Genomic DNA, 16699 nt, shown 5'->3' with positions numbered 1-16699 from the left:
ACAGCATCAAGATCGATATTCAAATAACACTAACGAAAAAAACTATGCTTATCACTCTTGCACTCTGCGCCCATTCGATCACCTCCAGGTTGCATACGCCTATCCCATAATGCCGATTGGCCAATAGACACGATAGCGATGAAACTGACGTTTGGGAGGAGGCATCAAATGGATCACGTATTAAAGAAAAGCTGGCGTAACAAAAAAATTGTGACTGGCATTACGGTGCTGCTGATTGCGATCACCGCCTCGATTTCCATCTTCTTGTCTTTAATCATTGCCCATAACCAGGCGGTTTCCAAAGAAACGAAACACCTGCGGGAAATCACCTCTGGTGTATTGATGCGCATGAGTACGACACGCCAGCAGTTTGCCAATGTCGTGAATTACTTTTCGTCAGTGGCTGAAAAAGATGCTTGCCTGCCGCAACAGGTACAAAAAATGCAGGAATTCAATGTATCAGGATTCTTTCTGCAAGGCGTTGCACATATCCGCGACAATAAAATCGCCTGTTCCTCCATCTCAGAACTGCTGGATGGCATGGTGCTGGGCAAGCCCTACCGGACCGAGCCGGATGGTACCAAGGTGTGGTCCAACATCAAGATCGCTGACTGGCAAGACCGGCATTTGGTGATTTTCGAGAAATCAGGCTGGGCCATCATGTTTGTGCCCAGTCACGCGATCGAGGCACTAGACAACTCGGAGGTTGCCATCGGCGTATTCAGCATCCAGTCACACCGGCTGTATACCGGCAAGGGCGAGATCGCCACTGCCTGGCTAGAAAGATACCAAGGGAAGCAAGCACTTACTTTTATTGACCAAGAGCGGCAGATGCTGGTGTATATCGCCCCCAACCAGCTGAATGTCACGGCAGTGGTCGCCGCCATCCCCCTTAAGGACATCAACGATGATATCGTGACTTTTATTCAAATCCTGATTCCGCTAGCCATCATTGTCGGCTTGTTATTGGGCGGCTTATTTATCTATATGCAGCGCACCAGGTACTCGACTAAATCCGCTATTTTGCGCGCGTTGGCGAACGATGAGTTTTACCTGGAATATCAGCCTATCATGCATTTGCATCACAACACTTGCGTGGGCGCTGAAGCATTGATTCGATGGCGAACGCCGGATAATACATTTATCAGTCCAGATACGTTTATCCCTGCTGCCGAAGCGGCTGGCGTCATTTGCCAAATCACACAGCGCGTATTTGAGCTGGTAGCGAAAGATATGCGCAACGCTTTTAATACCCATCCGGACTTTCATGTCGGCATTAATATCTCCTCGCACGACATCCGGTCAGGCGACTTATTATCGCTGATTCAAACTCTGATCAAATCCAGCGGGGCGACGGGCAATCAAATCCTGATTGAAGTCACTGAACGGGGGTTTCTTGATGATGATGAAGCGCTGACGACAATCAAGGATATCCGGGATTGCGGCGTAAGGGTGGCTATTGATGACTTTGGGACCGGCTACTCAAGCCTGTCTTACCTGACCAAGTTCCAACTCGACTACCTTAAAATTGATAAGACTTTTGTGGACTCTGTGGGTACCGATGCGGTCACCAGCCATGTTGCTTTTCATATTATTGAAATGGCAAAAACGCTACAACTGGATATGGTGGCCGAGGGCGTAGAAACAGCAGCGCAGGCGAAAATTCTGCACGAACGTGGCGTCAAATATGTACAAGGCTGGTTGTTCTCAAAATCACTCAAGCGAAAAGATTTTTACGCTTATTTGGACAAACATCCGCCGACAGAAGAATCTTCAGTCGAATGATTTTTGTTGATTAAACCTATCCTTTAACGTAAGCAAGCACTCACACTACAGGTGGTTATTTTTGAGACTGCCTGATCTCAACCAGCGTCTGTGCAAGTTGAGACTTTAACTTTTCGTCGTCCCCAGCCACAGTCAGCCCTTTCTCGGCGACCGTCTCTGCCTGTGTAATGTGCTTCTGTGCCAGCAGTACATTGGCCAAATTATTATAGGCTGCCGCTGAAGTCGGATGCACCTCAATCATATGCTGAAAGGTTACTGCTGCCAGCGGTAAATCATTAGCAGCATAGGCGGCGTTGCCCAAGCCCATCAACAGTACCTGATGATCTGGCCACCGACTGACAGCTGCTTGATAGGCTTGTTTTCGCGCCGCAGCAGAGGCATTTTTCTCGTAAGCTACCAAGGCTTTGGCGACCTCATCTGCGCTGACGCTGGCGGGCAATTTGCCTGGTGGCAATGCCACAAATGCCCAATGCTCGCTACGCGCCCAGGTACGCTGAAAAGCACTTAAGGACATTTCAAAGCGCTCATAAGTACCGGATCGCAACCACAACAATTCCTTATCCAGATCATAGCCAACCACCACGGCATAGTGCCACGAGGGGACCCATGAAAAACCAAGATTCTGCATGACCACCACCACATTGCCAGCGGAAATTTCTTGCATCACTGCATCCAGTTGCGGCGGGATTTTTACCGCAACCGCGCCGTGCCGTCGGGCTGCCGCCATCATTTCAATCTGCAAACTGCCTTGGCGGCTAGGCACATATACCTCTGGTGTCAGCTGGTCTGGTGTCACTTGAATATTGGCTGCACTCAATGCAGTTGCCAATGCGGCTGGGCCGCACTGGTATTGTGCCTGCGGGAAAAAAGGCGTGCTCGTCAGTTCAGCGTGACGGGGCAATTGCGTATTGTGCGTGGCTTCACGCACCCCGGTCGCCGCACAAGCACTCAACAGGCACAAAAAAGCCAGCAGGCTTATTCGGCGCAGGCTGGCTTTGATGAGCGTTAAATGGATGAAAGTTAAATGCATATCCAGATAAAAGTGTATTAACGTACTGAACGTGTGAATGGGAATATTTTTGTAAACCCTAAAATATCCGTCAGCAGCAACACGAAAAACACCAGCACAATGGCACCAATAATGCCACCGCCAGCAGGCGCTTTATCCAGCTGAGAAGCCATATTGCTGGCTTCGTCATCAGTCAATGCGGCCACGCGTGACTTGGCTTCCACAGGATCGATTCCTCGCTTGACCAATTCCGACTGCACTTCATCGCGTGAAAGCATATCCACAATTTTGGCCCTGTCCTGCGCACCTTTGGCCGATATTGTAGACTCGGCGACTTGCTCAGTGCCAATCATGGCGGCCTGTACGGCTTGCATCGATCCAGTAAATAAGAGCGAAGCTGCTAAAAAAGCACTCAAAAAACGTTTAGCCATGATCATGATTAGTTTCCTTTATAGAGAGAATGAATTGGGCACATTACAACCATCAAACTACAACCGGCCCGTGAGTGCAAGAATAAGCAATATCAGTACGACCAAACCAAGGCCACCGCTTGGGTAATAACCCCAACCAGAACTATAAGGCCAGGCAGGCAATGCACCGATTAAAGCCAGAATCAAAATGACCAGCAACAGGGTTCTCAGCATCGTATGTGCTCCTCAAGCAAAAGATTGCCAGCTGCGCGGGCAATCAGCGTGTTGGTATTAAATGCGTGAGGCTCCATCATGCAGGCACACAGCGCCCAATACCATGTCACGACGGCTGAATTTATTGTAGGAATAGTCTGATCATCCGAACCGGCCGCTGAATGAGGCTGTGCGCGTAAAGGTTCAGCGAGTGACTTGTCATAAAAAAGCCCGCTATCAGCGGGCTATGGTGGCACAAGCACATACGCTGCACGCAGCTATGACTTGAAAAACTGAATCGGAATCATACGCTTCTGGTCATCAATGCAGATACCATCACCAATCACATACACGCTACCCAATAGACCATCACCTTCTATGTTGGCTTTAAAGTCGCAATTGAGTACCGCTTTCTGATTGGCAACCAGAAAACTCTTGCCCGAGTATGCCCGGCGTACCACGGCATCAACAGCTTGTGCGTCAGCGGCACCCGTTCTTGCCACCGGCGCTGCTGCGCTGGTTGCTGTCCACTTCCCGGCCAGCTTGCCATAAGGGGACTCTTCAAACTCAATATCGCCATCATTGCTAATGTCGTTGATCAGAATACTGCCGACATACACTGTTCCATCCGGACCGATTAATTGCGCCTTATTTTTATAAACACCCAGCTTCACCATATTAACTGAGCACCCTGATAACACCAAAACTACAGCGAACAATACACCTAAATTTTTCATGCACCAGACTCCATACCCAGCATTTCGTGACCCCATGTCATTCATGACCTTTATGGTACCGCATCCGGAAAAAAACGGCTTGCCAATCAATCACCAAATACCGGCCTCAAATAAAAAAGCCCACCAATAAATTCGATGGGCTTAGGCGTTAAAAACAAACAACGCTTATGATCGGCGGCGGCGAGCAACCAAACCCAACACGCCCAAACCAGCCAGCAAGCTTGCACCGGTCATTGGCTCCGGCACCACGGATGACGTATAAGGTGAAAGCCCTGCTGCCACATCCGGCCCAGTACCAACCAATTCAAACGTACCCTTATAAAGGCCATTGGTTGTAAACGCAGTCACGGTTCCACCGATGAAATCCGCCCCTGTGGCACCATAAGCGCCGTTAATCGCAGAATCTGGATCCCATTGAAAGTTAAAAGATTCAAATGAATTGAAGCTCGTAAAGTCAAATCCGAACACTGCACCGCTGCCAAAGAAAGTCGCGGTACCGCCAGCAGGTGCGCCAATCGAACTAGGTGAGCCATCAATGACCAGATGGCTCGCATCGCTAGTCACGGTAGTCGTGAAATCGAATACAAGTTTAGTAATGTCGTAACTGGACCCGTTAAATGCCGCAGTATGGATGTTAAATCCATCACTGCCTGGCTCAACCACAAAAATAGAAGCCGCCGCAAATGCCTGCGAGCATCCGACTGCCATGGACATGGCTACTGCAAGTTTACTCAGTTGTTTCATTTGTTTCTCCACTCAGTTTAATAATAAAAAATAACGCCAAAGAACCCTGCACTTACTCATACCTGACAGATATTACAGACTTTGATAATAATTGTAAATTTACTTTAAATTATAAACAAATACATTTACATAAATAAGAGATAATCTCGCACCATTCACCACTTGCCCCTCTCTGGCCCTCACACGAAAACACAGCAGGCACGCAAAGAGTTTTCTCATTCAACCGTGCAATGCGTTACTATCACTTACAATTTAATTTGCATAAAAGAATGTATTTTCGGGAGAGAGCGGATGCGACTGAATCGCTCAACCACATCCAGTTTCAGCATGATCAAACAATGCTTTTTACTCATCGCAACATGCCTGTCATTGTCACTACCAGCACAAGAAATATTGCCTGGCAGCCTGTATGCCGCAGACAATTTGCAACGGTTGCAACTTTCAGCCCAAGAAGCAGAGTGGATAAAGCAGCATCGGAATATACGCGTTGCCGTGAGAAACGGCTGGATGCCGATTGAGTTTCAGTTGGAGAGTCAAAAGCACAAAGGTGTTTCGATTCAATATCTGCAAAAAATTAGCCAGCTCACGGGCTTAAAATTCACCCTCGTCGATTACCATGACAATATCACCAGCAATGAGGTCTCGCTCGTCACCGGTATCCGTGGCAAGCATATGCCTACGGGCTTCAGCCTGCTGGCCACGCCTTACCTGGAAACGCCTAATGCCATTTATGTCGCGTCTCACAACAAGCTGTATCAGAGCGAGATTCAACTGGACCAGCTTTCCCACAAAACCGTGGCCGTCTTCAGAAATGGGCCTTTATCTCAAAAGCTCAGGGAGCTGATCCCCGGCGTCAAAATCAAACTGGTCGATATTGCAGATGAAGCCTTTGAATACCTGGACGCTGGCCTGGTAGATGCCTATGTCGGCAATGAACTGGTGCTTGACTACCATCTGGACTTCCACAAAATCAAGGCCATCAGAAAAAGTGGCATCACTGCTATCACCAGCACAGTCTTTATGGCGGCCAGCGATACCGACCCCATGTTACGCAGTATTTTGAATAAAGCGACCCTGCAGATTGGCACCAATCCGCCGGACATCCTGGAAGTGTGGCGCAGATCACCCGAGAATCCATTCACACCATACCTGGTCTCCGCCCTGTCCTTTTTTGCCGTACTGTTGCTGATTCAACTACTTAAACTGTACCAGGCCAACAAAAAACAAGCCGTGGCGGCACAACATGCCATCTGGTTCCAGGCTAACCATGACTTTCTGACCAAGCTGCCGAACCGGTTTCAACTCAAGCATGAGCTTGACCAGGCACTACAGGCAGCAACACACCACCCCAACAAGCTGGGGGTGATGATTATTGACCTGGACAATTTCAAGGAAATTAATGATACGGCGGGCCATGCCGTGGGCGATGAGGTACTGATTAAAGTAGCGGCGCGTATCCAGTCCATTATCTTGCCGCCTAACCTCACAGCCCGATTTGGTGGGGATGAGTTCTTAATCGTGATTCAACAGGAGGCCAGTGAGGAGAGGCTGCGCCAGCTTTGTGCGCAGCTGATGACGGCGATGGCACCGCCATTTACGATTCAGCAAAAATCTTTTGTGGCTTCCATTAGTATTGGTGTCTCGCTGTTTCCAGACAACAGCCTGCAGGCAGAAGAACTGATCATGTTTGCGGACCAGGCGCTTTACCAGGCCAAGCGCACGGGCAAGAACAAATTCATTCTGTTTAACGAAGGCATGCACGATGCTTTTACCAAAAAAACACATCTCAGCAATGAGTTGCGTTATGCCGTACAGAAAAATCAGCTACATCTGCAATATCAGCCGATTTTTAATTTAACTGATTTACGCTGTGAAAAAGTAGAAGCGCTGTTACGCTGGCAGCATCCTGAATTTGGCACCCTTTCACCAGAAGTCTTTATCAGTATCGCCGAAGAGAACGGCTATATTATTGAGCTTGGCGAATGGGTGTTCCACCAAACAATCAGGGACTTTGAGCAGATTAAGCAGCGCTTTGGTCCGGTAGAAATCTGCATCAATATTTCACCTTTGCAATTCTCGCAGTCCGCGCCCATTCACCATTTCATCTCCAACCTGGCCGCCCGCAGTATTTCTGGCGACCACTTTTGCTTTGAAATCACCGAAGGGCTGCTGTTAGAACCCTCCAGCAACGTGGTTGAAACCCTGAACAGCATTCATGAGCACGGCATCAAACTGGCGATTGACGACTTTGGCACTGGCTATTCTTCGTTGGCCTACCTCAATAAATTCAAAATTGATTATGTCAAAATCGATCAATCATTTATCAAGAATATTACAGTGAACCTGAATGATCAGGCCTTATGCAAAACCATTATCTTTATGGGTAAACAGCTGAATATCAGGCTGATTGCCGAAGGCGTTGAAACACTGGAGCAGGAACACATACTGAAAGAAATGGGTTGCCAGTACTCACAAGGCTATTACCGCGCGCGGCCATCTGATCTGGAGGATTTATAAGCCCATCAATAAAAAAGACTCTAGGCCTGAACCTGGAGTCTTTGATCAATCACAAGTACGCTGATAACAGACTAGAAGCTCTGCTCGCGGGAAGCGTGCAGCTTATCCAACTCACTATTATTTTCTGCCGCGTGACACTCCAAAATGTCGACATCACCCTTGCTAAACGTGAGCCGCTCAACCGTGTTGATATTGCCAGCAAATTTATTGTCGAGCTCGCCACATTTTTTGGCGCGATGATTCACAAAACTCAAATAATCTTTTTTCCTGGCCTCCAGTTGCGCAGCAGGAATAGAACTATCGTTCATAAATGTGGTGTAAGCACTTCTTAATCTCAGCTCAGAAACACTCCAGATATTAAAAACCAGCATTTTTCTTGAGGTATCCTTTTGCTGCACAGGCTCGACCACTGGCAGTGCCTGGCTGGCATGTATTTCTACCACCGGGGCTTGCACCGGCTCAGGCTCTACTGCTTCAGTTTTTTTAGATTTCTTGCTGCTTGGTTTAGCTGAGGATTTTGCTGGCGCCGCTGGCGTGGCACTCACCTCGTTTTTGGCCGCGCTTGCGCTTGTAATTTCAGGCACATAGGCTTCGGCGGCGGAGGCATTCGTTTCAGGCCCAGCTTCTGACACCACTTGCGTCTGCATGCGCATTTCGTGGCTGGAGTAGGCGGTATTCCCATCCTCCTTGGATAGCAGGCCGAACAGAATCACCACAATCAGACCAATGAGAATGAGATTAACTTTGCCAAAATCGACTGAACCGCGCTCAGCACCTGGCGACTTCTCAGAGCGTGTTTCGTCTGCCGCCGACCGCGACACTTGGTCGAGGGATGCATGTGTATTTCCAGAATGAAGCATATCTCTCATAAATACTGTTGTAGGTGTGCTAATACCAATCTTCCGCTCAATGTCGAACAATGCACTAAAAATGCTCAAGATTCAAGAAGTCCAAATATTTTAAGGATACTGGCTTAAACTCTGGTCACACGGGATTTTGCTGACACAAATGGCATCGACATCGGATTCGCGAAAATACGTGTCACTTTTGCCGCTGGCTGGCCATGCCCCTCGGCAGCCATTGCAGAGGGGTTATGCATATCCTCGCGCAATAAAGCATCCATAAAATGCCCTTTTTCAGCTTTGTGTGCACGCTGACCAGCCCTGTTACTCACCGCATCCACCACCAACACATGGCTGGCAACCATGGGGCCCCCGGCATGCATATCGCTTGGTGGATTGGATCCAATCGAGACCACGGTCATAAACATCCCGATAAACATAATCACCAGCGCGGCGGAAACCGCTCCTGCCGTGATCGCGATCAAAGACATAGCACTGGTCGCACCTGGCACTGGATTGGGTTTTTTCATGATGAACAGCCTCCCGGTTTTTAGATTTTGGTCAAATCAATACAGGTGCCATCATGCCGTACTGCACAGCGTCGCCCTATCCCACTCGCGCTGAATCTGTTGTAGGAATTATCGGACATCGCCTAGCCATGAACCGCCAGCCATGAACCACTAGTAATAAACCAGAAGCGCCGCCATCATCGCGATCGCTTTATAATGAACATCGTTATGCAATACAGACGTATTTTCACAAGGAAAAACCATGGACTTCAATGTGCTTTCTGCCTTCTATCTGGTACCGCTATTGATCTCGGCAATCGGCGGCTTAATTGAATTCAAAAATTGTGAATTTGATACGCCCAGGCATGCATTGAGCAAAGCATTCTTTCTGGCGTTCAGAAGCATGGTGCCCGTGCTGAATATTTTCTCGGCGATTTTGTACCTGATTACTTGCGGCACCTTTACCTGGAAGAAAACCGGCGCCTGGAAGAAGTCTGTGGCTTCAAAGAAATCATAAAGGAAAAAGAGTCATGTTTAAATATTGGTTGTTTTTGTTCGCGGCGATTCTCAGCGAAGTGACCGCGACCTCATCACTCAAAGCCAGCGCGGGCTTTACCAAAGCGATTCCCTCCGTGATTGTGGTGGTCGGTTATGCTTTGTCCTTCTACTTTTTATCGCTGGTATTAAAAGCCATCCCTATCGGCATTGCTTACGCGGTATGGGCAGGCCTGGGCATCGTGCTGCTGGCCGTGGTGGGCCGCGTATTCTTTGACCAAACGCTGGATACCCCTGCCCTGATCGGCATCGCGCTTATTCTGGCTGGAGTCATCATCATGAATGTGTTCTCAAAAGCGGTGGCGCACTAACGCTCAATCAAGCCCTTTGCCTTGAATATAGGTAGGCAACCCATCGATGCTAGTGTGGTTTTTTGCCTGCCAATAGTCCGCAATCCCGGCCTCACCTTTAGCCGCAGCCCAATCATTAAGCTGTTCACGCTCCCCCACATAATCCATATACGGCACTGACATGCCACAAGAGGTTTGTACCAGCTCAATATTCAATACGAATATTTGCCGTGCACCAGGCAAGGGATCAAATCGACTAATCCATGCACCCCACTCAGTGTCATGTTTATGGATGACCTTGGCCTGACCGTATACACGCAGAATTAATGGATCACCCGACAACGCCATAAACATGATCGTCATTCTGGCATTCTGCTGCACATGGGCGGCAGTTTCATTACCGCTCCCTGTCACGTTCAGCCAAACCAACTGATGCGCCGAAAGCACTTTAAGCGTGCTCATGCCTTTGGGAGAAATATTCACCCGCCCTTGATCCACCGCGGTGCCAACAAAAAACACTTTCTGCTCGGCAATAAACTGCGTATGTGCCTCACTTAATACTTGAAACTGCTTACCCATGACCACTCCCGAATATCATATGCATTTATTATATGATCAGCTTGCGACTGTTGCATTCACCAGCCTCACAACGAGCGGCCTCACCAATTGCAAAAAGACAAATGCGCTCGGCATCGCCAGTGCATAGGCTTTGATAACCCTGATGAAATAATGCCCATCCACACCTGTATTGATGGCAACAATCACCATACACATTAAAAAGGCCATGACAGCAGACATATAAAAAGCAAATACAACCGGTGTATATTTACGTGCTAGCTTGTAACGCATCTTCGTATCCTCCGTTCTATTCAATGCAATAGATTCATCAATTCTGCGGCCAAAAACATACATAAGCCAAAAATAGTATGGTTAAGCAGGCTTTTAAGGCAGTTGATGAGTGGTTTCGGCGTTTTACTAAATGCGATGCCAGCGCCCATGCCTGGCTGCATAATCAACAGTGGGAAAACAACCGTGAGCATTCCAACCACCAGCGCTGCGCCAATTTCCGGCTCGCGCATCCACTGCTCACCACAAGCCAGTAGTAATAGCTCAGCGATCCATATGCCAATGGCATAATGCCCGGCCACGCCCATACCCCATTCATGAGCCAATGCTGGTGATTTCCCAATATTGTCATGCACGAATTTCATCTGTGTGAAATGTCCGAACCAGCGGCCAAGATAGGCAAAATTGAGTGTTTTTAACCCCAATTGTTTCTGCCCCCATAACCAGCCATCAAACAACGCGGTTGCTAGCAGGCCGACTAGCACCCCATTGTATAAAATAGTCACTGTCATATCACTCCCTTTATTGACGAATACATACCGTGTAAAGCACTATACAAGTTCAAGTTAACTTGAGGTCAAGCCTGAAATGAACATTTCTGAAGTCGTGAAAAAGACAGGGATCAAAGCGTCGACGCTCAGGTATTACGAAGAAATAGGATTAATCAAATCCTTGGGCAGAAGAGGCCTGCAAAGATACTTCTCAGCGGATGTAATGGATCAACTGGCCCTGATCTCCCTGGCCAAATGTGCTGATTTCTCCTTGCAAGAAATCAGCACCATGTTTGCCGCAAACCAACAACACCTGGTGGATCGCAATAAGCTATTGGATAAAGCGGCACATATCGACGAGACCATTCAACGACTCACCATCATGAGCAACTGCCTCAAGCATGCTGCTGTGTGTCAAGCGCCCTCACACTTGGAATGCCCATCCTTCAGAAGGCTGATGAAGGCAGCCATCAAAGGCAGGCTGACTGGCAGCGATTAAAGGGCACAATATCCATAGATTGCCCTGACCAGACCTAGACCGGACTAGCCGTACAATTTGCAGCAAGCTAACAGGCACAGTCCTACAAAATGCAGCATAATAAGCACACTCGTCATGCGATAAATCGTTGGCATCCGGTCATGTTCAGTGCTGTACCTGCCGATTGCCACACTCAAATAATCAACGCATTAGAACAGGATTGAACGTGGTCAATAAAACAAGAGAAAGTGCCATTAAGACTCTGGAGTTCAATCCGCATGATCTTGCCTGTGAAGAGCTGCGCCACGTTTATCGCGGCAAAAACAGTGGCAAGCTGATTGTATTGTTCAGTGGTCTGGTGGCTGCTGCCATGCTGGCCTGGGACATCGGCGGCGTATATGCAGGCGCATGGTACGCCTGGCTGCTGGTTGCACATGCCTGGCACTGGTGGCTGGGGCGCCTGGATTTCCTCTCGGCCAATGTCAGTATTGAGTTAGCGCGTATCAACCGCCATGTCATGGCCGCAGGCATGGCTGGGCTGGGCTGGGGTGCGCTCTCTATCGCACTGCCACTATTGGGTCGCTCTAGCAAAGCCGCTATTCTGATCATTATGCTCATCGCGGTCATCGTGGCACTGCCGCGTCTGGTCGTATTCCTGCCGATTTTCTTTGCCTTTGCGATTGGCGTCTATGCGCCCTTGCTGCTGGCGACACCATTTCTGGATTTCGAGACTCTGCATATGGTGCTGGTCATCTTGGTGGTGGTTGGCGCAACACTGTGGGCATCGGCAAGCGAAGTACGAAAAATTCTGATTGATGTCTTGCTCAAACAAATATCGTCGGAACAGGCCTCCTGGGAAGATAGACTGACGGGAATTGGCAATCGTCGAAGTTTTGATGCCAACATGGCAACCACTTGGGCGCAAGCCTCCCGCGCCAAAGTGCCGCTGTCATTAATGATGGTGGATGTGGATTTCTTCAAGAAATTCAACGACAGTTATGGTCACCAGGCAGGGGATGAATGCCTTAGGCAGGTCGCATCAGCACTGGATAGTTGCGCGCGCAGAACAGGCGACTCAGTCACCCGCTACGGTGGCGAGGAGTTTGCGGTGGTGTTGTTTCACACGCCATTGAACGAAGCACGCAATATCAGCGATAGCATGCTGACTGCCGTCCAGAAGCTCAATATCCGGCACGAACAATCAACGCATCAAATTGTCACCATTTCGATGGGCATTGCAACCATCGTGCCAACGATGGAAAACAGCATGCAACAGCTGATAGAAGAAGCGGATAAAGCCCTTTATCGCGCCAAGGAAAATGGGCGTAATCGCGCCGAATGGCAAATATTAAGCCCGACAAAAGAAGTCTAAAGGGCTTTCATGCCCTCGAATGTTACAAAGACTTTTACATCTCTGTCATATTTTGTCATCCCTAGACAAAAGTTGTAAACAAGGGCAATGCATTTTCAGCCAAGACAGCGCAAATAATTTTCAACAAAAATCACTAAAAATCAAACAGTTATAAAAAAACCATTTAAATAATGCTCATACCAGTTGTAAAGTGGGCACATTAGTTGCTATAAAAATTACATAAATGTTTTTTTGGGTAAAGCAATTAAGCCTGACCCGCTGCAGCAATCATTTCAGTCGCTCTTTAGAAGTTGGTTTTGTCATTTGTAAAATTAATTTGGGTCTATGCCGACAACTTAAAGTCAAAACAAGCCCAAAAAAATACTCGGGGAATCAAAATGCACAACACGATTAAAGTAGTCATTTCAAAATTTTTGCGCGACGAAGAGGGTGCCAGCGCCATTGAGTACGCACTGCTTGCAGCGATGGTAGCCATTGCCCTGGTCACTTTCGTGAAGCCGATTAACGGCCTCATTTCCGACATTTTTACCCAGATTTCAACAGCACTCACTCCATAATCACTGCGAACATCAGGCAATTGCACACTGAACGCAGCCTATGCCTATCGCAGAAACAATCATCATTGTCTGGTGCCTGGGGATCGGCCTGGCGGATTTGTATGCAAGGCGTATCCCAAACATCTTAACGCTTGGGTTAGGCTTGATCGCCATAGGCTGGTTGCTGATCACAGGGCAAGCCATGCTTGGCGCAAACTGGCAATCTGTCGCGCTTGGTGTCGTTGCCAGCCTGCTACTGACATTGCCAGCTTATGCTGCACGCATGCTGGGCGCCGGTGATGTCAAATGCTTGCTGGTCATTGCTTTACTTGGCCCGTGGCACACGATGCTGCTCACCTTCGTAATTGCAGCCATGCTGGCAAGCGTATTCGGGCTGGTGTACATGCTATTCATTCGATTAAGGACAAACCAAGCAATCCCCAAACGGTGGATGCCTTTTGGGGCAGCCTTAAGCGCGGGACTACTCTGTGTCATAGGAATGGTGAAATGATAAAACCAATCAATAAAATTTTCCGCCTGCCACGATTGGGCACACAAACAGGATCGGTTGCGATTGAGTTTGTGATGCTGTTTCTTATTTTCTTTGCGCTGTTCTACGCCATGGTGAATTACGCCATTGTGATGCTCATGCAATCTGCATTTGTACATGCAGTGGAAGAAGGCGCGCGGGCGGCGATTGCAGTGGATCGTCTGGCATATGCCAATAATTCGGCTTATCTCAGCAATGGCGTAGATCCAAGAGTCAGAACGGTGGTTGGCAATTCACTGAACTGGCTGCCTGCCAAGCCAAAAGATAAAGTACTGGGTTCCGCTAACAGCAAAGTGCAATTGTCTATGAATGGCAACCAGCTGACTGTTCGCGTGGTGTATAGCAGTTATGCCAATGACCCCCTGATCCCCATGCTGACCTTACCTGTGATTGGCCAGATCCCCAGGGTACCTGCCGATCTGGCGGGCACAGCAGTGATCGAACTTTAAAAAAGACACCACACGGAGGATGACATCATGAACAGTACATTCCTGCGTATATTAGCGGCATTGATGGTGATCGCCGCCATCGTTACCGGCTATCTCGGTTATCGGATCAGCAACAAAAAACCTGCGGAGTCATTAACCGTTGTCGTGCCCTCGTACTCACACGTGTTGGCCACAAACGATATTGCCGCCGGGCACGTGCTGACTGCTGAAGACCTCAAAGTAGCTACCACGCAGCAACATGACAAGCAGGCCTTCAGTGATCCACAACACCTGATAGGTAAAGCAACCACCAGCACAATCATGAAAGATACACCATTCAAAACCTCCCACTTTCCTGCCAAGAATGTATTTGGCCAGGGACTTGCGCCTGATGAGCGTGCAGTTGCCATCAAGGTCAATGAAGTGATCGGTGTCGGTGGTTTTATCAAGCCGGGAGATCGTGTAGACGTGCTGCTGTATTTGCACAGAGACCAGGAAACCGGGCAAGTGAGTTCCAGCCAAGTGGTGCTGACCAATGTGAAAGTGCTGGCCTATGGTACACAGACGGGAGAGCCTGAACCCATCCCACAGGAAGAAGTCGCTCAAGCAACACCAAACAAGCTGGGGCTGAGCAATAGCCGGATCGACAGCAAAAATAGCCGGGACAGTCGTTCTGCCATTCTGGCGGTACACGCACAAGATACGTCAAAACTGATGCTGGCAGATAGCACGGGCATATTGCGTTTAGCCCTGCGCGGCGAACCACTGCCTGGGACAGATGCATCAGCGACGACAACTAACCAGTTTGTCCGCCTTGGCGAGGTTTCCCAGCCTGCAGGGATAGCGCCCGCCACTCCGGTTAGCACCACAGCGGAGACCACCAAAGTTGCCGTGAAACAGCATACGCCTGCCACAAAACGGCAACGCATTATTGTTCATCGCGGTGAGCAGGTAGACGTTGTCAACGTGAAAAAATAACAATAAGAAAGCCAAGGACACATCATGCAAACAATGAAATATGCCTGGTCAATGCTGCTGAGTTGCCTATGCAGCCTGGCGCTGCTTGCGCAGGCGGAGGAGCCAAATGAGCTGAGCCTGGTTGTCGGGACCCAGCAGGTGTATGTGCATGCCAAAGCGGTCAAACGTGTCGCGGTAGGTAACCCGGACATTGCAAATATCACTATGCTGACATCGCGCAATCTCATGATTACAGGTAAACAGCCGGGTGCGACCGAGATTTCAATCTGGGAGAGCGAACAGGCGGCAGCGCCCGCCAAGCAGATCAAGGTCAGCGTGAGCATTAGCACGGCTATTGAAAAGCAAAGGCTGCAATTTTCCAAATCGATCAAACTATTACCAGCAGGCAGCCAGGTAGCCATTGCTGGCGATGCAGACTCCTTGGAAGAACACGCATTAGCACGCCAGGCGATAGATAAAAAGGCCGAGGCGCCCATGGACGCCACGTTGAGCAACTTTGACAACCAAGTACAGATTGATATCAAGGTGGTAGAAGTCAGCCGCCAGAATATGATGCGCGCAGGTTTTTTCCTGGGTAAAAATGGTCGCAACTCCACGCTTGCCCTAGGGTCCCCAGGCAATCTTAACGGTGTTAACAAGGGACCGACAGGGACCTTTAGTGGTAACCCTAGTGAAGATTTCATCCTCAATAGTGCCTCAGGTTTTTTGCCTACAGCCAGTGCCTTCAATTTTGTGGCTGGGAATGCCAGTCGGGGTTTACTCGGTGCACTGAGCATTCTGGAGTCCAATGGCTTTGCCTACACCCTGGCAGAACCCAGCCTGACCGCGTTCTCTGGCCAAAGTGCAAGCTTCCTGGCGGGTGGCGAGTTTCCGGTCCCCATCCGCGCTGGCGCCGGGGGCGATAGCACCGTCACCATACGCTACAAAGAATACGGGGTACGCCTCATGCTCACGCCCACCGTGCTGGATGCAAACAGAATTTTCCTTAAGGTGTCGCCTGAAGTCAGTGAGATCGACTTTTCCAATGCGGTGCAAAGTGGCGGCGTGGCCGTGCCAGGCCTGCGTGTGCGCAGGACGGACACCAGCGTTGCCTTAGGTGATGGCGAAAGTTTTGTGCTTAGCGGGCTGGTCAGCCGCAATACGCTGCAAAACGTGGACAAATTGCCAGGGTTGGGAAATTTACCAATTATCGGTGCCTTTTTCCGCTCGACCCGCTTCGAACGTGAAGATAAGGAATTGTTGATGATCGTGACCCCACACCTGGTGCGCCCCATTGCCAAAGATGCAGCCATGCCCGTATTGCCGGGCGGCAACCTGCGTGACTACAACCCCAGTTTCAGTGACTTGTTTTTCCAAAAAGGGCCCCAGCCAGATGCTGGTATCCCTGCTACCGGTTTTTCGAGGTAATC

21 protein-coding genes are annotated in these 16699 nt (G+C 49.2%); 11 read left to right on the top strand and 10 right to left on the bottom strand.

Features of this window, described 5'->3' with window-relative positions; all coding sequences use genetic code 11:
* The first annotated feature begins 168 nt into the window (after positions 1-168).
* Positions 169-1785, top strand: a complete 1617-nt coding sequence (locus OH31_RS09445; RefSeq protein WP_024930523.1) for an EAL domain-containing protein — start codon at positions 169-171, stop codon at positions 1783-1785.
* A 55-nt stretch (positions 1786-1840) separates the two neighbouring features.
* Here OH31_RS09445 and OH31_RS09440 read toward each other — a convergent pair whose 3' ends face one another.
* From OH31_RS09440 to OH31_RS09415, 5 genes are all read right to left on the bottom strand, one after another.
* Entirely contained in the window at positions 1841-2815 is a 975-nt protein-coding gene (locus OH31_RS09440; protein ID WP_024930522.1) for a PA2778 family cysteine peptidase, read from the bottom strand.
* 17 nt (positions 2816-2832) lie between these two features.
* Positions 2833-3231: a PA2779 family protein gene (locus OH31_RS09435; RefSeq protein ID WP_019883556.1), complete on the bottom strand. Its 399-nt coding sequence runs from the start codon at positions 3229-3231 to the stop codon at positions 2833-2835.
* Positions 3232-3282: 51 nt separating this feature from the next.
* Positions 3283-3438, bottom strand: coding sequence for a DUF3309 family protein (locus OH31_RS14790; protein ID WP_081755146.1), 156 nt, complete (start codon positions 3436-3438; stop codon positions 3283-3285).
* A gap of 257 nt (positions 3439-3695) precedes the next feature.
* On the bottom strand, positions 3696-4154 hold the full coding sequence (locus OH31_RS09425; protein WP_024930521.1) for a hypothetical protein: 459 nt from the start codon (positions 4152-4154) through the stop codon (positions 3696-3698).
* A 165-nt stretch (positions 4155-4319) separates the two neighbouring features.
* On the bottom strand, positions 4320-4898 hold the full coding sequence (locus OH31_RS09415) for a PEP-CTERM sorting domain-containing protein (protein ID WP_019883561.1): 579 nt from the start codon (positions 4896-4898) through the stop codon (positions 4320-4322).
* A gap of 291 nt (positions 4899-5189) precedes the next feature.
* On the opposite strand from OH31_RS09415, the gene OH31_RS09410 reads away from it, so the two are divergent.
* The gene (locus OH31_RS09410) at positions 5190-7415 is read left to right on the top strand and encodes an EAL domain-containing protein (protein WP_024930520.1); all 2226 of its coding nucleotides are present in this window, start codon (positions 5190-5192) and stop codon (positions 7413-7415) included.
* A 71-nt stretch (positions 7416-7486) separates the two neighbouring features.
* On the opposite strand, the gene OH31_RS09405 is transcribed toward OH31_RS09410, so the two are convergent.
* Together OH31_RS09405 and OH31_RS09400 are read right to left on the bottom strand one after the other, a co-directional pair.
* The gene (locus OH31_RS09405; protein WP_024930519.1) at positions 7487-8275 is read right to left on the bottom strand and encodes a hypothetical protein; all 789 of its coding nucleotides are present in this window, start codon (positions 8273-8275) and stop codon (positions 7487-7489) included.
* Between the two features lie 113 nt (positions 8276-8388).
* Entirely contained in the window at positions 8389-8787 is a 399-nt protein-coding gene (locus OH31_RS09400; RefSeq protein WP_024930518.1) for a hypothetical protein, read from the bottom strand.
* A gap of 241 nt (positions 8788-9028) precedes the next feature.
* Between OH31_RS09400 and OH31_RS09395 the strand changes: the two genes are divergently transcribed.
* Complete coding sequence (locus tag OH31_RS09395; protein ID WP_019883566.1) at positions 9029-9283, top strand: hypothetical protein; 255 nt, start codon at positions 9029-9031, stop codon at positions 9281-9283.
* A 13-nt stretch (positions 9284-9296) separates the two neighbouring features.
* Complete coding sequence (locus OH31_RS09390; RefSeq protein ID WP_019883567.1) at positions 9297-9632, top strand: multidrug efflux SMR transporter; 336 nt, start codon at positions 9297-9299, stop codon at positions 9630-9632.
* A 3-nt stretch (positions 9633-9635) separates the two neighbouring features.
* Here the strand turns inward: OH31_RS09390 and OH31_RS09385 are convergent, their stop codons facing one another.
* From OH31_RS09385 to OH31_RS09375, 3 genes are read right to left on the bottom strand one after another with little or no spacing between them, the layout of a single operon-like run.
* Entirely contained in the window at positions 9636-10190 is a 555-nt protein-coding gene (locus OH31_RS09385) for a pyridoxamine 5'-phosphate oxidase family protein (protein ID WP_024930517.1), read from the bottom strand.
* A gap of 36 nt (positions 10191-10226) precedes the next feature.
* On the bottom strand, positions 10227-10460 hold the full coding sequence (locus OH31_RS09380; RefSeq protein WP_024930516.1) for a DUF2798 domain-containing protein: 234 nt from the start codon (positions 10458-10460) through the stop codon (positions 10227-10229).
* 20 nt (positions 10461-10480) lie between these two features.
* Positions 10481-10969 carry a DUF2938 family protein gene (locus tag OH31_RS09375; RefSeq protein ID WP_024930515.1) on the bottom strand — a complete coding sequence of 163 codons (489 nt, stop codon included), beginning with the start codon at positions 10967-10969 and terminating at the stop codon, positions 10481-10483.
* A gap of 76 nt (positions 10970-11045) precedes the next feature.
* On the opposite strand from OH31_RS09375, the gene OH31_RS14420 reads away from it, so the two are divergent.
* From OH31_RS14420 to OH31_RS09340, 7 genes are all read left to right on the top strand, one after another.
* Complete coding sequence (locus tag OH31_RS14420) at positions 11046-11447, top strand: helix-turn-helix domain-containing protein (RefSeq protein ID WP_024930514.1); 402 nt, start codon at positions 11046-11048, stop codon at positions 11445-11447.
* A gap of 205 nt (positions 11448-11652) precedes the next feature.
* Positions 11653-12798, top strand: a complete 1146-nt coding sequence (locus OH31_RS09365) for a diguanylate cyclase (protein WP_024930513.1) — start codon at positions 11653-11655, stop codon at positions 12796-12798.
* 296 nt (positions 12799-13094) lie between these two features.
* Positions 13095-13355 carry a Flp family type IVb pilin gene (locus tag OH31_RS09360; RefSeq protein WP_232411604.1) on the top strand — a complete coding sequence of 87 codons (261 nt, stop codon included), beginning with the start codon at positions 13095-13097 and terminating at the stop codon, positions 13353-13355.
* 40 nt (positions 13356-13395) lie between these two features.
* Complete coding sequence (locus OH31_RS09355) at positions 13396-13845, top strand: prepilin peptidase (protein WP_024930512.1); 450 nt, start codon at positions 13396-13398, stop codon at positions 13843-13845.
* A complete protein-coding gene (locus OH31_RS09350; RefSeq protein ID WP_024930511.1) occupies positions 13842-14333 on the top strand; it encodes a TadE/TadG family type IV pilus assembly protein in 492 nt (163 codons plus the stop codon). The genes OH31_RS09355 and OH31_RS09350 overlap by 4 nt, the downstream gene beginning before the upstream one ends.
* 27 nt (positions 14334-14360) lie before the next feature.
* Complete coding sequence (gene cpaB / locus OH31_RS09345; protein ID WP_024930510.1) at positions 14361-15290, top strand: Flp pilus assembly protein CpaB; 930 nt, start codon at positions 14361-14363, stop codon at positions 15288-15290.
* Between the two features lie 24 nt (positions 15291-15314).
* Positions 15315-16697 carry a type II and III secretion system protein family protein gene (locus OH31_RS09340; RefSeq protein ID WP_242402245.1) on the top strand — a complete coding sequence of 461 codons (1383 nt, stop codon included), beginning with the start codon at positions 15315-15317 and terminating at the stop codon, positions 16695-16697.
* The last annotated feature ends 2 nt before the right edge of the window (positions 16698-16699 follow it).

The organism is Methylophilus sp. OH31 (genome assembly GCF_000576615.1).
Lineage (GTDB): Bacteria > Pseudomonadota > Gammaproteobacteria > Burkholderiales > Methylophilaceae > Methylophilus.
Note: the sequence above shows the minus strand (reverse complement) of the source record. Positions and strands in the feature narration are given on the sequence as shown.

Coding starts and splice junctions, on each gene's coding strand:
- OH31_RS09445 (WP_024930523.1), top strand. CDS start 169: ATGGATCACGTATTAAAGAAAAGCTGGCGTAACAAAAAAATTGTGACT.
- OH31_RS09440 (WP_024930522.1), bottom strand. CDS start 2,815: ATGCATTTAACTTTCATCCATTTAACGCTCATCAAAGCCAGCCTGCGC.
- OH31_RS09435 (WP_019883556.1), bottom strand. CDS start 3,231: ATGATCATGGCTAAACGTTTTTTGAGTGCTTTTTTAGCAGCTTCGCTC.
- OH31_RS14790 (WP_081755146.1), bottom strand. CDS start 3,438: ATGCTGAGAACCCTGTTGCTGGTCATTTTGATTCTGGCTTTAATCGGT.
- OH31_RS09425 (WP_024930521.1), bottom strand. CDS start 4,154: ATGAAAAATTTAGGTGTATTGTTCGCTGTAGTTTTGGTGTTATCAGGG.
- OH31_RS09415 (WP_019883561.1), bottom strand. CDS start 4,898: ATGAAACAACTGAGTAAACTTGCAGTAGCCATGTCCATGGCAGTCGGA.
- OH31_RS09410 (WP_024930520.1), top strand. CDS start 5,190: ATGCGACTGAATCGCTCAACCACATCCAGTTTCAGCATGATCAAACAA.
- OH31_RS09405 (WP_024930519.1), bottom strand. CDS start 8,275: ATGCTTCATTCTGGAAATACACATGCATCCCTCGACCAAGTGTCGCGG.
- OH31_RS09400 (WP_024930518.1), bottom strand. CDS start 8,787: ATGAAAAAACCCAATCCAGTGCCAGGTGCGACCAGTGCTATGTCTTTG.
- OH31_RS09395 (WP_019883566.1), top strand. CDS start 9,029: ATGGACTTCAATGTGCTTTCTGCCTTCTATCTGGTACCGCTATTGATC.
- OH31_RS09390 (WP_019883567.1), top strand. CDS start 9,297: ATGTTTAAATATTGGTTGTTTTTGTTCGCGGCGATTCTCAGCGAAGTG.
- OH31_RS09385 (WP_024930517.1), bottom strand. CDS start 10,190: ATGGGTAAGCAGTTTCAAGTATTAAGTGAGGCACATACGCAGTTTATT.
- OH31_RS09380 (WP_024930516.1), bottom strand. CDS start 10,460: ATGCGTTACAAGCTAGCACGTAAATATACACCGGTTGTATTTGCTTTT.
- OH31_RS09375 (WP_024930515.1), bottom strand. CDS start 10,969: ATGACAGTGACTATTTTATACAATGGGGTGCTAGTCGGCCTGCTAGCA.
- OH31_RS14420 (WP_024930514.1), top strand. CDS start 11,046: ATGAACATTTCTGAAGTCGTGAAAAAGACAGGGATCAAAGCGTCGACG.
- OH31_RS09355 (WP_024930512.1), top strand. CDS start 13,396: ATGCCTATCGCAGAAACAATCATCATTGTCTGGTGCCTGGGGATCGGC.
- OH31_RS09350 (WP_024930511.1), top strand. CDS start 13,842: ATGATAAAACCAATCAATAAAATTTTCCGCCTGCCACGATTGGGCACA.
- cpaB (WP_024930510.1), top strand. CDS start 14,361: ATGAACAGTACATTCCTGCGTATATTAGCGGCATTGATGGTGATCGCC.
- OH31_RS09340 (WP_242402245.1), top strand. CDS start 15,315: ATGCAAACAATGAAATATGCCTGGTCAATGCTGCTGAGTTGCCTATGC.